The organism is Veillonella parvula, from assembly GCF_024461875.1.
In the GTDB taxonomy this organism is placed as follows: domain Bacteria; phylum Bacillota; class Negativicutes; order Veillonellales; family Veillonellaceae; genus Veillonella; species Veillonella parvula_I.
Genome location: NZ_JANGAL010000001.1, coordinates 613,897 through 626,940, shown reverse-complemented (window position 1 = coordinate 626,940; position 13,044 = coordinate 613,897). Strand labels below are relative to the sequence as shown.

Below are 13,044 nucleotides of genomic sequence, written 5' to 3'. Positions count from 1 at the left end.
CATGATTGAATTTAAGAATGTTAGTAAAGTCTATGATAATGGTTCTGTTGCATTAGACGATGTGTGTTTAACCATTAACGATGGTGAATTTGTTCTCGTTTGTGGTCACAGTGGTGCAGGGAAATCAACATTATTTAAGTTATTAACGCATGAGGTAGTGCCAGATGCTGGTACTGTCATTGTTGATGACTTTGATGTTACGCGTATGAAGCGCAGTAAAATTCCTAAATTGCGGAGAAAGCTTGGCGTTGTATTCCAAGACTTCCGATTATTGCCTAATAAAACGGTAGCAGAGAATATTGCTTTTGCTCTTGAAGTTATTGAAGAAAAACCAAAAATCATTAAAGAAAAGGTGAGTCATGTATTAGACCTTGTTGGTTTATCTGAGAAGGCTAATGACTTACCAGAGGATCTTTCTGGCGGGGAACAACAACGTGTTGCTATTGCGCGTGCAATTGTTAATCGCCCAACAGTATTAATTGCTGATGAACCTACTGGTAACCTTGATCCTGATACTAGTAAGGATATTGTTGAATTGTTTAAGCATATTAACAATTTCGGCACTACCGTTATTATGGTTACCCATAATATGGATCTTGTTTCATACTTGAATAAACGCGTTATTCGTTTAAAAGACGGCCGTGTTCAAAGTGATAATATGAGAGGTGCAGAAATTAATGAAGCCTAGAACGATAAAATACTATTTTAAAGAAGCACTGAAGTCTATGAAACGTAATGGACTTATGACATTAGCGTCCATTTCTACAGTGGCTTTATCCTTATTTATGCTCGGTGTATTCCTTTGTGGTGTCATTAATTTGAATAACATGGCATCCAGTCTAGAAAATCAAGTACAGTTAAGTATTTACTTAAAGGATGGTTTAACAACTGATCAAATTATGGCAGTAGGAAAGCAAATTAAGGCTATACCTAACTTAAAGCATTTAGAATTTGTTAATAAAGAGCAAGCTATGAAGGAGTTCAAAGAACGCCTTGGTGATCAGCAACAATTGGTGAATGCTTTAGGTGATGTAAATCCGTTGCCTAACTCGTATGTGTTAACCTTTGATAATCCTAGCGATGTAAAAGCAACTGCAAAATTAGCTACGACATTCCAAGGCGTAGAAAGTACACATTATGGTCAAGATATTGTAGAAGAGCTTTTCCGCATTACGCAAGTAATTCGTATTGGTGGGATTGTATTGATTGCTTTCCTAGCAGCTGCAACACTATTCATCATTTCAAATACAATTCGGTTGACTGTATTCGCACGTCGTAAAGAAATTGCAATCATGAAATATGTAGGTGCTACTAATGGATTTATTCGTTGGCCATTTTTGATTGAAGGCATGTTGTTAGGCTTAATTGGTGCTATCATTGCCGTTCTTTGCGTTGGTGAATTTTATCACTTCATCACACTGGAAGTTTCTGAATCATTAGCATTCTTCCCTTTAGTACCAATGTTCCCATTCTTCTATGATGTAGCCCTTTATATCTTAGGTGGCGGCATAGTAGTAGGTGCTATTGGTAGTACTATTTCTTTGAAACAATACATGAAGGTGTAATGTTTATGAATAATAGTATATTTAAATCTCGCTTCGTAGCGGCAATTTTGACTGGTATAGTGGTATTGGGAACACCATTATACATCGTTGCAGAGGACGAAGATTTAACAAATCAACTTGATTCAATTCAACAACAAGTTAATCAACAAAATGCTAAAAAGGCAGATGCTGAAACTGTTATAGTCAGTGTATCCGAACAGTTACGTCAAATCGAAGAACAATTACGTCAGGCTCAGCAACAATTGGATTCTATTCAACAACAACGTATATCTGTTGAAAATGATATTACAGTGAATGAAAAATTACTTGCTGAAGCACAAAAGCGACTAGAAGGGCGAGAAGTCGTATTTTATAAGCGTGTACGTGATATTTATATTAACGGTCGTTTAAGTTACTTAGATGTAGTTATTGGATCTAAAGATTTTACAGACTTTGCTAATCGTTTAGAAATTTTAAAACGAATTATTGATTCTGATATTAAATTAATTGAGGAAATCAAAAAAGAGCGCGCTGAAATAGCGGCTCGAAAGCAAGCACTAGAACAGTCTCGTGCAAAACTAGTTGAGATTGAAAAAGCAGCTGCGGCAAAACGAGCTGAAATAGAGCAAAAGAAGAAAGAACGTGAGGTAGTTCTTCAAAAGGCTCAAAATGATCGTGCTACAGCAATGCAAGCAGTAGAAGAATTAAATGCATCTTCTGCACAGATTACAGCGTTATTGAAAGCACGTCAAGCAGAGCGTGCCGCTGCTCGTGCTGCGGCAGCGGCTCAACAATCTTCACCAACTTACTCTTGGGTACAAGGTTCTGGTCAACTTGGGTGGCCTGTAAGTGGTGAAATTACCTCTCCATATGGCTATCGTACACATCCGATTTGGGGCACTACAATTTATCATTCTGGCATTGATATTGGTGTTGATGAAGGTACACCTGTTCATGCTGCAGATGGTGGTACTGTTGCTTGGTCGGGTTGGATGGGTGGCTATGGTTATGCCGTAGTTATCGATCATGGTAATGGCATGTCTACTCTTTATGGACATAATTCTGAACTTGCTGTCTCTGAAGGGCAAGATGTGGGTAAGGGTCAAGTTATTGCCTATGCTGGTAGCACAGGCAATAGTACAGGGCCACATGTACATTTTGAAGTTCGTATAAGTGGGGATCCTGTGGATCCTATGGGATATTTATAATATGAAATTTGATACACGTACGGTGTTATGGAGTCTATTGAAATATATAGGCTCTGGCATCGTTATTATGTGGCTTACATTTTGGTACCTTTCCGGTTCATTCTGGGGGCTACCAAGATTATTTATAGCCTATTATACTGCGAGTCAAGTTTTTATGACACCTATGGCTAAAAGTACCCTTTATGATGGTATGTTAAAGGGGTTAATTGACTCTTTGGGAGAACCGCATAGTGTTTATTTAAATGCAGAAGAATATAAGTCCATGAAAATGCAAACATCTGCAACATATGCTGGTGTCGGTATGGTCCTTGGTACTGATGATAAAGGTCTATATGCTGTTAGCGTTATGGAAGACCAACCAGCTTTCAAAGCTGGAATTAAACCTGGAGACCACATTATTGCTATCGATGGACAATCTACTACTGAAATTCCGGTAGAGGAAGCATCTTCTCGTATTCGTGGCGAAGCAGGTACTACTGTAGCTCTTGATATTGAGCGTAATGGTGAAAAGTTGCATTTTGATATCACTCGTGAATCCATTGTTTTGCCTACTGTTAAAAGTAAAATGCTAACTAGCACAGTTGGGTATATTCGTATTAGTCAGTTTGCAGAAAATACCGCAGAAGATTTTGCCACTCAATATAAAGAGCTTCAATCTCAAGGTATGAAGGTCCTTGTCTTGGACTTACGAGATAATCCAGGCGGTTTATTATCTACTACTGAAAAGATATCTAACTATATTATGCCTCCAGGTACACTCGTAACAGTACAAAATCGATCAGGTAAAAAGGATACTTATAAGTCAGATGGACCTGATGTAGCTATGCCATTGGTTGTTTTAGTTAATAAGGGCTCTGCTAGTGCATCAGAAATCATAGCAGGCGCTGTTCAAGATCGTAAATTAGGCACTATCGTAGGTACTAATACATATGGTAAAGGTACCGTTCAAACTATTTTCCCTAGTTTAGATGATGAAGGAATTAAAGTAACTATTGCTAAGTACCACACGCCAAGTGATCGTGTTATTGATGGAACAGGTATTAAACCTGATGTAGAAATCGATTTACCAAAAGGTGTACATCCATCTAGTACATTAGATGATATTCAAATTAAAAAGGCATTAGAGCTATTACAACAATAATGCATAGGAGTTAAATTATGTTTATAGATAGAGCGCGTGTCTTTGTTAAAGCTGGTGACGGTGGGGATGGTATGTCCAGCTTCCGTCGAGAAAAATACGTGCCAAATGGCGGCCCTAGTGGTGGTGATGGTGGTAAAGGTGCGGATGTTGTTTTTAAAGCTGACAAGAATATTAATACGCTTGTAGACTTTAGATATAAACGTCAGTTTAAGGCACCAGCTGGCGGTAATGGTGAAAGCTCTAATAAGCACGGTCGAGGTTCCGATCCTCTTATCATTCCAGTTCCATTGGGTACAGTAATTAAAGATGAGGAAACAGGAAAAATCTTTTGCGACCTTGTCAACGATGGCGATACCTTTGTTATTGCCAAAGGTGGTCGTGGCGGCCGTGGCAATGCTCGATTCCAAACTAGTGCTAACCGTGCACCAACCTTTGCAGAAAAGGGTGAACCTGGTGAAGAATTCTGGTTACAATTAGAGCTTAAAGTATTAGCTGATGTAGGTTTATTAGGTTATCCATCTGTTGGTAAATCTAGTATTTTGCGAAAAATATCTAAAGCTCAACCAGAGGTGGCAGCATATCACTTTACTACACTAACACCAGTACTCGGGGTAGTTACAATTTCTGGAGATCGTAGCTTTGTTTTGGCCGATATTCCGGGACTTATTGAAGGGGCTAGTGAAGGTGTAGGTTTAGGTCACAATTTTCTACGTCATGTTGAACGTACGAATATTTTAATTCATGTTTTAGATGTATCTGGTATGGAAGGCCGAGACCCTAAGGTCGACTTTGATGCGATTAATGAAGAGTTACGTAAATACTCTGAAAAATTGGCTAATAAGAAACAAATTGTAGCTCTCAATAAGATCGATATGGTCTTTGATGACACGACGATTCCCGAAACAAAAAAATATTTTGAAGACAAAGGCTATGAAGTATTTCTAATTAACGCCTTAAGTGGTGAAGGTTTGTCAGAGCTTATGGAACGAGCTTACTACTATGTAGAAAACTACGAACCAGAGCCTGAAGCAAATGATGATACAGTTGTATACGAAGCAAAACAAGATGTAGAATTTGTCATTACTCGCGGTGATGATGCTGCTTTCTACATTACTGGTAAACGTATTGAACGATTAGTAGCTATGACAAATCTTGACGATGATCAATCTCTTCGTAGATTCCAACGCATTTGGCGCTTTATGGAGCTTGATGCAAAATTGAAGGAAAAAGGCTGTAAAGACGGTGATGAAGTTGTAATCGGCGATCAGCGCTTTACTTTCCAAGAGTAGGAGTAATAATGACAGGAAAACAAAAACGGTATTTACGTTCATTGGCGGCTACAATACCACCAGTTGTCCAAATTGGTAAAAATGGTTTAGAGGATAGTGTTATAGATAGTGCTCGTGCAGCGATTACAGCACGTGAACTTATTAAGGTTAAATTACATAATAATAGTCCTGAAGATAAGACAATTTTTCAAGACTTAGCAGATATGCTTGGCGCTGAATTAGTTCAAGTGATTGGCTTTAATGGTGTTTTATATAAAGCTAAAAAAGAACCTAAAATCATTTTGCCAAAATAATTTTATAATCTAGTAAATCATAAAAATTTGTATACATCGTAGTTAAGAATTTCAACCTTAGGAGGTTAGTCTATGCGCAGCGCTATCGTTAATGCAAAACGAATTGTAGTCAAAGTTGGTAGCAGTACGCTTTGTTACACTAACGGACATTTAAATTTGGAGCGTATTGAAAGATTAGTGCGCCAATTATCAGATTTGGCTAACCAAGGTAAAGAGATTATTCTTGTTTCCTCTGGTGCTACTGGTGCAGGTCTTGCCCCTTTAGGCTTTAAAGAAAAGCCTAGAGATCTCGTATTAAAACAAGCAGCTGCTGCAGTAGGTCAAGGTATTCTCATTCATATGTACGAGCGCATGTTCCGAGAATATGGTCGCACCGTAGGGCAAATTCTTTTAACGAAAGAGGATAGTACTGGACGACATAGTTATCTTAACTTGCGTAATACATTACATACTTTATTGCAACTTAACGTTATTCCTATTATTAATGAAAATGACGTGGTTGCTATCGAAGAATTTAAAATCGGTGATAACGATACATTATCTGCTACTGTTGCAGGTATTGTAGATGCAGATTTACTTATCATTTTGTCAGATATTGAAGGCTTATATACAGCTAACCCAGCCACCAATCCAGATGCTACTTTGATAGAGACTGTTTCTGAAATTAACGATGAAACGTATGCTATTGCAGGTGGTGCTGGTTCTAATATGGGAACGGGGGGTATGTATACAAAAATTAAAGCTGCTCATATGGCAACAAATTCTGGTGTACCAATGGTTATCACCTCAGGTGAAGTAGAGGATTCTGTTCGTCGTGTATGTAAGGGTGAACAAATTGGGACACTCTTTGAAGCCCATGATGCAAGTTTATCTGGTAAACATCATTGGTTGGCTTTTGGTAAACGATTAAAAGGATCCATTACGATTGATGACGGATGTGCTCGCGCTGTTTTAGATAATGGTGCTAGCATTCTGCCCGCTGGTATTATTGAAGTAGAGGGGACTTTTGGACCTGGTGATACAATTTCCATTTATCATGATCATAAGGAAATTGGTCGTGGACTTATTAATTATAGTATTGATGATATGAAGGCGATTAAAGGTCACAATACAAATGATATAGCCGAGATTCTGGGTATTAATACGACCTATGATGAGGCTGTACATCGTAATAATCTAGTTTTATTACACTGAGGAAATCCTATGAACCAGTATGAAAAAATTTGTAAAGATATGGGCCAGAGAGCTAAAACGGCATCTTTTGAATTAGCCCAACTCGACCAAGAAACTTTAGATTCTGCATTGTTAGCAATTGCTGATGCTGTAGAAGCACAAACAGATGAAATTATGGCGGCTAATGAGTTAGACCTAGAAAAATCTGTTGATTATAATTTACCTCGAACTATGATAGATCGATTGACTTTGACACCTAGTCGCATTGCTCAAATGGCAGAAGGGGTGCGTCAAGTGGCTGCTCTTGAAAGTCCTGTAGGTTCCATTATAGAAACAATCACTCGGCCTAATGGTTTGATTATTGAAAAGCGATCAGTACCTTTTGGTGTTATTGGTATCATCTTTGAAGCCCGTCCAAATGTAACCATAGATGCAGGTGTTCTTTGTTTAAAGACAGCAAATGCTACAATTTTACGAGGTGGTAAGGAGGCATTTCACACGAATCAAATCATCGTGTCTATCATGCGGGATACCTTAGAGTCGTTAGGTATTAATGGTGACTCTATTCAACTCGTTGAGATGCTTGATCGAGATCTGGTTGGAGTACTTTTACAACAACGGGAATATATTGATGTAATCATTCCACGTGGGGGTGCTGGACTTATTCGTCGTGTTGTAGAAGATAGTAGCATTCCTGTTATTGAAACTGGCAGCGGTGTATGTCATACCTTTGTTGATGAATTTGCTGATTTAGAGATGGCTTTAGAAATTGCAGTCAATGCTAAAGTTCAACGTCCATCTGTATGTAACTCTATGGAAACCTTACTAGTTCATCAAGCTGTGGCTAGAGAGTTTTTACCACGCCTTAATATAGCACTACTAGAATATGGTGTTCGTATTCATGGTGATGAGGCTGTAGCTCAATATATGGAGAATACAATTCCTTTAACAGAAGAGTCTTTCAGCACAGAATACAATGATATGGACTTAAATGTGCGTATCGTTGAAAATCTTGAAGAAGCTATTGAACATGTGAATCGGTATACTACACATCACTCTGAGGCTATTATCACAGATGAACCTATGCGTGCTAATGTATTTATGAATTTAGTAGATTGCTCTACTGTGTATCATAATGCATCTACACGTTTTACAGATGGCTTTGAGTTTGGCTTTGGTGCTGAAATCGGCATTAGTACACAAAAACTCCATGCTCGAGGGCCTATGGGGTTACAAGCTCTAACATCTTATAAATACTTTGTATTTGGAGAAGGCCAAGTACGGACGTGAAGAAATTATATTATTTTATAAGAGCATATTATAGATACATTCAAACACCAAAGGGACGATATGAATGGATATCCTATATAAAAGCATTGCTCATATTCATCATTATTTGTGTCATTGTCATTAAGGGAGTGACCACATTATGGTAGATAAACGTCGTATAGGTATAATTGGTGGAACATTTAATCCCATTCATTTAGGTCATCTAATGATTGCAGAGGTGGCTTGTGAAAGCTTTAATTTAGAAAAGGTTATCTTTGTACCTGCTCGTATTCCACCACATAAGCAATATGATGTGATAGATAGTCATCATCGCTATGCTATGACGGCAGCCGCAGTTTCGGATAATCCAAATTTTGAAATTTCTGATGTAGAGATGCGCCGAGAAGGCCCTTCGTATACCGTTGATACGATTCAATATTTTAAAAAACTATATGGTCCTACTGTTGAATTTTACTTTATTGCAGGGACTGATACTATTCGTGCATTACCGACTTGGAAATTTATAGATGAACTTATAGATGAGGTTCATTTTATTGGAGCTACTAGGCCAGATGGATCAAGTGCTATTGATTCTACTTTGGATGAGTTAGGATCTAAAGCACGTGAAAAAATACATGTTATGGAAGTGCCTGAAATGAAATTGTCTGCTACGTATTTACGAGAGCGCTTACGGTCTGGAAAGACAGTTCGTTATATGTTGCCTAAATGTGTAGTGGATTATATAGAAGAAAACCATATATATGGGAAGGAATAAATGATGTTATCGTTTGATGAAATACAACATAGGGTAAGCCAATGGATGGGGAAAAAACGTTTTAAGCATACCCTGGGTGTTGTTGAATCCGCAACTCAGTTGGCTAAACTTTACGATGTTGATGTAGAAAAAGCACGATTAGCGGCATTGCTACATGATTGTGCTAAAGAAATGCCTTTGAAAGAGATGCAAGATTTGGTGAAGAAGAATGATTACAAAGCTGATGAAGAATTATTAGCTAATGGTAATCTTTTACATGGATTAGCAGGTATGATTCGAGCTAAACTTGAGTTCTCTATAACCGATTCAGAAATTTTAGAAGCTATTCGTGTTCATACAACTGGTAAGGTAGGGATGTCTACATTAGATAAAGTTATATTCTTAGCAGATTATATTGAACCCAATCGTGATTTCCCAGGTGTTGATGAACTTCGAACGGTAGCTAAAAAAGATCTAAATAAGGCTGTATTGCTTGGTTTTGACAATACTATTAATCACCTTATTGAGCAACATCTTTCTATTTATCCTTTGACCATTCTTGGTCGTAATGATGTATTAAAATCTTGTAAATAATGGAGTTTTATATGGACGAACGTGAACGAGCAAGAGCTCGCCGACGTAGAAAAAGACGTCAACAAAAGTCATCTGTGAAGTGGCCCAGAGTTATTCTGGCTATTGTTGTAGTTTTTACTTTGCTCGGTGGGATAGGGTATGGCATATATAGTGGTGTATCTTATGCATATAGAGCAATTGTCGGAACTACTGAAGCTACTGAAGCCGTGATAGATAGTGAAAATAAACAGGACGCAAATACTGTATCAGTAGAGCAAAAAGGCTTAGATAAACCTTTATATATTTTGGTTATCGGCACTGATGACAATAATCCTAGTCAAGGTGATAGTCTATTCCTATTATCTGTAAACCTTGATCAAAAAACGATGGACGTTATCGGCATTCCAAGTAATAGTAAAATCGATAATCGTGATCAAACCGATGCGACTATGTTAAATAGTATTTATGAAAAAGGAGGCATTGAACTTACTAAAGCTGTAATTGAGGATATGTTCCATATTTCAATCCCGTATTATGTAGTAGTTAATCAAACTGCCTTCAAGAAAACTAATGATGTGTTAGGAAATCAGCAAATTTATGTAGAACAACCGATGGAACATATTGATGCAGAAGGCAATATAGATATTGATTTGCGACGTGGTTACCAAACTTTAGATAGTAATAATGCCTTAGCGTATTTACGATATTCAGATCCTAAACACGATACCTTTACTCGTGTACAACGACAAGAGCGATTCTTAAAGTTGTGGGTAGAACAAGAGCATAATGCATTTTTTATAACAAATGCATGGCATATTTGGCGTATTTGGGAGCATTATGATAGTAATATCTCCACTTTAGATGCTATTAAACTGATATATAATGCGAGCAAAATTAATAAAGAAGAAATCCACTTCTATATACTTCCTGGTGAAAAAGAACTTATAGGTGAAACGACTTATTGGAAGGTAAACCCCACGGAAGCTCAACGTTTAGTGGGTATTACAATGGGTAATTTACCAGCTAATGAAATGACGCAATTTATATCTGCACCAACAAATAGTACGTCGAAGGTTGCACCTGAATCGGAACATAATGGTGGCACTATTACAAAACCCACAGAACCAGGTGAGGAGAGCGGTAGTAAGCGATAAGATAAGAGGCAATATAATGAAAAAGAAAGAAGATATTAAACAAATCGTATTAGAACTTGCACAAGCTGCATTTAATAAAAAAGGCAGAGATATTGAAATTCTTGATTTAGAAGGTATTTCAATGTTAGGTGATTATTTTTTGATTGCCAGTGCAAATAACATCAAGCAATCTCAAAGTATTGCTGATGAAATGGAAGATAAAGCAGCCGAATTAGGTATGACAGTTCGGCACAGAGAAGGTTATCGTGAAGGAGAATGGATTTTATTGGATTTCGGCGATATAATTTGTCATGTCTTTGGTGGTGATGAATTGCGTGAATTCTACGGTTTAGAAGAATTGTGGAATGACGCTGGTCGAGTTCCATTTGAAGGAGTATAATATGGCTACAGAATTGTTGGAAAATACAATTGCCACATTGAAAGTATTGCGTACTAGTGACCAAGGTGCTTTTCTAGATGGTCAAACAGGCAATACAAATGATGATATTTTGCTTCATAAAGATCAACAAACTTCACCAGTTACTATAGGAGATGAGGTAGAAGTATTTTTATATCGCGATCCAAAGGGGCGTTTAACTGCTTCTATGCGTTTACCAGCTATGAAGGTTGGCCAAATTGGTTATGTTGAGGTCATCAATACGACAAATTTTGGTTGCTTCGTTGAGGTTGGCACAGAACGTGGTATCTTTATGCCTCATGCGGAGATGCGTGGTCGCCCTCAGGTAGGGGAAAAGGTGTGGGTTCGTCTTTATACAGATAAATCTGGCCGTTTTGCGGTCTCCATGGATGTAGATGATGAAATGCGTCGTGCCTCTAAAGCTGCTACTGAAGCTACGGTTGGTCAACTTGTAAAAGGTGCTATCTATAACTTAACGAGTGAGGGGGCATTTTTTATCACTCCTGAGCGTTGGATTGCCTTTTTACATCGTTCTGAAATGACGAGAAAGTTAAAAGTAGGGGAAATGATTGAAGGTCGTATTACTTTCAAACGCGATGATGGTCGTGTCAATGTATCTATGCGCCCTACAAAGGAAAAAGCTCTTGTTTCAGATGGTGATATTATTATGGAATATCTTTTAAATCGCGGTGGAAAGATGCCATATAGTGATGAGTCTTCAGCGATGTTGATTAAAGATAAGTTCAATATTAGTAAGGCTGCTTTCAAACGTGCCTTAGGGCATTTAATGAAAGAGAAAAAAATTGTTCAGGAGGATGGTTGGACATTGCTTACCGACATAGGTCGCCAATGGACACCTCTTGTTAGTGATGAGTCCCAAGATGAGGAATAAAGACGATGAAAATTGTCATTGTAGGCGCTGGTAAGGTTGGTTATTCATTAGCACAACGTCTTATTCAAGACGATCATGATGTATATGTTATCGATCGCTCACCAGAACGCATTCATAATCTTGAAAATACATTAGATGTTAGCCTAGTTTTAGGGAATGGCAGTGATGTTCAATTATTGAATGAAATCGATATGTCTGATGTTGGTATGTTTATTGCTGTTACTGATTCAGATGAGGTTAATATGCTATCCTGTTCGGTAGCTAAAATAAAAGGTGTGCCTACGACTATTGCACGCGTTCGTGATAATAGTGTGGCGGAACATATGGATGAGGAGATACGAGCTCAATTAGGTGTTGATCTTTTTATCAATCCTGAAATGGTTACAGCTCAAGAGTTACTACAAATTTTAGAAACACCATCAGCTATAGATGTTGAGGAGTTCGGTCAGGGTGCTGTGCGCCTTATGGAATTCAAATTGAATAATGAATTTCCTCTATTAGAACAGCCACTAAAAGAAATTCGCTTTCCTGAAGGTGTTCTATTAGTTGGTATTTTGCGCTATGGTGAAATGATTATTCCGCATGGTGAAAGTCGCTTACAGGCTGATGATAGTGTATTTTTCCTAGGTTTGAAAGAGTCCGTTTCTGAAGTGGAGAAACTTTGGTTCCATAATTATAATACATTCTATAAACGGGCTGTAATCATTGGGGCAGGTCTTTTAGGTCGTAACTTAACTGTATTACTAGAAAAAGCTGGTTTTTCTGTGAAGGTTATTGAAAAAGATTTTGACCGTTGTGAGAAACTGGCAAATCAAGTGGATAAAGCCATGGTTATCAATGGGGATGGTACTGATTTTGATTTGCTCGAAGCTGAGGAAATTGCTGATAGCGATGTAATTATTGCTCTAACAGATGATGATAAACTTAACTTACTTGTAGCACTTGTAGGGAAGCATATGGGCATCCCAAAAACCGTTGTTCGTGTGGGACGGCCAGAATATATTATGCTGATGGAGCAAGTAGGTATTGATGTAGTTTTTTCTCCACGTTTATTAACTGCAAGTCAAATTTTGCGCTTTGTACGAAGTGGAGAAGGGGTTGTATCTATTTCCACCTTTGAAGGTGGTAAAGCCGAATCTATCGAAATTGAAATTACCAATGAATCACCTGTAGCAGGTAAACAATTGAAAGATATTCGTTTACCTGGGAAGGCCTTAGTAGGTGTAATTTTACGGGAAAATGAAGCTATCGTACCTCGTGGTAATACTCAAATTTTAGATGGTGATCATATCGTTCTCTTTACATTACCTGAATCGGTAAGCAAATTGCTTAAATATCTTACTTAGTAAGGAGGGGC

At 37.9% G+C, this 13,044-nt stretch carries 14 protein-coding genes; all 14 read left to right on the top strand.

The features are described 5' to 3' along the window. Position 1: 1 nt before the first annotated feature. The 14 genes from ftsE (at position 2) to trkA (ending at position 13,033) form a co-directional block, all read left to right on the top strand. Positions 2 to 688: a cell division ATP-binding protein FtsE gene (gene ftsE / locus NE668_RS02955; RefSeq protein ID WP_004693165.1), complete on the top strand. Its 687-nt coding sequence runs from the start codon at positions 2 to 4 to the stop codon at positions 686 to 688. Next, complete coding sequence (gene ftsX / locus NE668_RS02950; protein WP_012864279.1) at positions 678 to 1,565, top strand: permease-like cell division protein FtsX; 888 nt, start codon at positions 678 to 680, stop codon at positions 1,563 to 1,565. Before ftsE ends, ftsX begins: the two co-directional genes overlap by 11 nt. A gap of 5 nt (positions 1,566 to 1,570) precedes the next feature. Further along, the gene (locus NE668_RS02945; RefSeq protein WP_371745235.1) at positions 1,571 to 2,752 is read left to right on the top strand and encodes a murein hydrolase activator EnvC family protein; all 1,182 of its coding nucleotides are present in this window, start codon (positions 1,571 to 1,573) and stop codon (positions 2,750 to 2,752) included. 1 nt (position 2,753) lies between these two features. Next, positions 2,754 to 3,893, top strand: a complete 1,140-nt coding sequence (locus NE668_RS02940; protein WP_227036923.1) for a S41 family peptidase — start codon at positions 2,754 to 2,756, stop codon at positions 3,891 to 3,893. 17 nt (positions 3,894 to 3,910) lie between these two features. Further along, complete coding sequence (gene obgE, locus NE668_RS02935) at positions 3,911 to 5,182, top strand: GTPase ObgE (RefSeq protein WP_227036924.1); 1,272 nt, start codon at positions 3,911 to 3,913, stop codon at positions 5,180 to 5,182. Positions 5,183 to 5,190: 8 nt separating this feature from the next. Continuing rightward, positions 5,191 to 5,475 (top strand): ribosome assembly RNA-binding protein YhbY, encoded by a 285-nt coding sequence (yhbY, locus tag NE668_RS02930; protein ID WP_004693176.1) that lies wholly within the window; start codon positions 5,191 to 5,193, stop codon positions 5,473 to 5,475. 72 nt (positions 5,476 to 5,547) lie between these two features. Then, the gene (gene proB / locus NE668_RS02925) at positions 5,548 to 6,669 is read left to right on the top strand and encodes a glutamate 5-kinase (protein WP_227036925.1); all 1,122 of its coding nucleotides are present in this window, start codon (positions 5,548 to 5,550) and stop codon (positions 6,667 to 6,669) included. A gap of 9 nt (positions 6,670 to 6,678) precedes the next feature. Beyond that, positions 6,679 to 7,938, top strand: a complete 1,260-nt coding sequence (locus NE668_RS02920; RefSeq protein ID WP_227036926.1) for a glutamate-5-semialdehyde dehydrogenase — start codon at positions 6,679 to 6,681, stop codon at positions 7,936 to 7,938. 139 nt (positions 7,939 to 8,077) lie between these two features. Next, positions 8,078 to 8,692, top strand: coding sequence for a nicotinate-nucleotide adenylyltransferase (gene nadD / locus NE668_RS02915; protein WP_227036927.1), 615 nt, complete (start codon positions 8,078 to 8,080; stop codon positions 8,690 to 8,692). A 3-nt stretch (positions 8,693 to 8,695) separates the two neighbouring features. Next, positions 8,696 to 9,265: a bis(5'-nucleosyl)-tetraphosphatase (symmetrical) YqeK gene (gene yqeK, locus NE668_RS02910; RefSeq protein WP_227037154.1), complete on the top strand. Its 570-nt coding sequence runs from the start codon at positions 8,696 to 8,698 to the stop codon at positions 9,263 to 9,265. 11 nt (positions 9,266 to 9,276) lie between these two features. Then, positions 9,277 to 10,398 carry an LCP family protein gene (locus NE668_RS02905; protein ID WP_004697102.1) on the top strand — a complete coding sequence of 374 codons (1,122 nt, stop codon included), beginning with the start codon at positions 9,277 to 9,279 and terminating at the stop codon, positions 10,396 to 10,398. 16 nt (positions 10,399 to 10,414) lie between these two features. Further along, positions 10,415 to 10,777, top strand: a complete 363-nt coding sequence (rsfS, locus tag NE668_RS02900; RefSeq protein WP_227036928.1) for a ribosome silencing factor — start codon at positions 10,415 to 10,417, stop codon at positions 10,775 to 10,777. A gap of 1 nt (position 10,778) precedes the next feature. Further along, positions 10,779 to 11,687: a CvfB family protein gene (locus NE668_RS02895; RefSeq protein ID WP_004693192.1), complete on the top strand. Its 909-nt coding sequence runs from the start codon at positions 10,779 to 10,781 to the stop codon at positions 11,685 to 11,687. Positions 11,688 to 11,692: 5 nt separating this feature from the next. Then, positions 11,693 to 13,033 carry a Trk system potassium transporter TrkA gene (gene trkA / locus NE668_RS02890; RefSeq protein WP_008600796.1) on the top strand — a complete coding sequence of 447 codons (1,341 nt, stop codon included), beginning with the start codon at positions 11,693 to 11,695 and terminating at the stop codon, positions 13,031 to 13,033. Positions 13,034 to 13,044: the final 11 nt, after the last annotated feature.

Excerpts from the sequence above, each read along its gene's own strand:
- ftsE (WP_004693165.1), top strand. The coding sequence starts at position 2 with ATGATTGAATTTAAGAATGTTAGTAAAGTCTATGATAATGGTTCTGTT.
- ftsX (WP_012864279.1), top strand. The coding sequence starts at position 678 with ATGAAGCCTAGAACGATAAAATACTATTTTAAAGAAGCACTGAAGTCT.
- NE668_RS02945 (WP_371745235.1), top strand. The coding sequence starts at position 1,571 with ATGAATAATAGTATATTTAAATCTCGCTTCGTAGCGGCAATTTTGACT.
- NE668_RS02940 (WP_227036923.1), top strand. The coding sequence starts at position 2,754 with ATGAAATTTGATACACGTACGGTGTTATGGAGTCTATTGAAATATATA.
- obgE (WP_227036924.1), top strand. The coding sequence starts at position 3,911 with ATGTTTATAGATAGAGCGCGTGTCTTTGTTAAAGCTGGTGACGGTGGG.
- yhbY (WP_004693176.1), top strand. The coding sequence starts at position 5,191 with ATGACAGGAAAACAAAAACGGTATTTACGTTCATTGGCGGCTACAATA.
- proB (WP_227036925.1), top strand. The coding sequence starts at position 5,548 with ATGCGCAGCGCTATCGTTAATGCAAAACGAATTGTAGTCAAAGTTGGT.
- NE668_RS02920 (WP_227036926.1), top strand. The coding sequence starts at position 6,679 with ATGAACCAGTATGAAAAAATTTGTAAAGATATGGGCCAGAGAGCTAAA.
- nadD (WP_227036927.1), top strand. The coding sequence starts at position 8,078 with ATGGTAGATAAACGTCGTATAGGTATAATTGGTGGAACATTTAATCCC.
- yqeK (WP_227037154.1), top strand. The coding sequence starts at position 8,696 with ATGTTATCGTTTGATGAAATACAACATAGGGTAAGCCAATGGATGGGG.
- NE668_RS02905 (WP_004697102.1), top strand. The coding sequence starts at position 9,277 with ATGGACGAACGTGAACGAGCAAGAGCTCGCCGACGTAGAAAAAGACGT.
- rsfS (WP_227036928.1), top strand. The coding sequence starts at position 10,415 with ATGAAAAAGAAAGAAGATATTAAACAAATCGTATTAGAACTTGCACAA.
- NE668_RS02895 (WP_004693192.1), top strand. The coding sequence starts at position 10,779 with ATGGCTACAGAATTGTTGGAAAATACAATTGCCACATTGAAAGTATTG.
- trkA (WP_008600796.1), top strand. The coding sequence starts at position 11,693 with ATGAAAATTGTCATTGTAGGCGCTGGTAAGGTTGGTTATTCATTAGCA.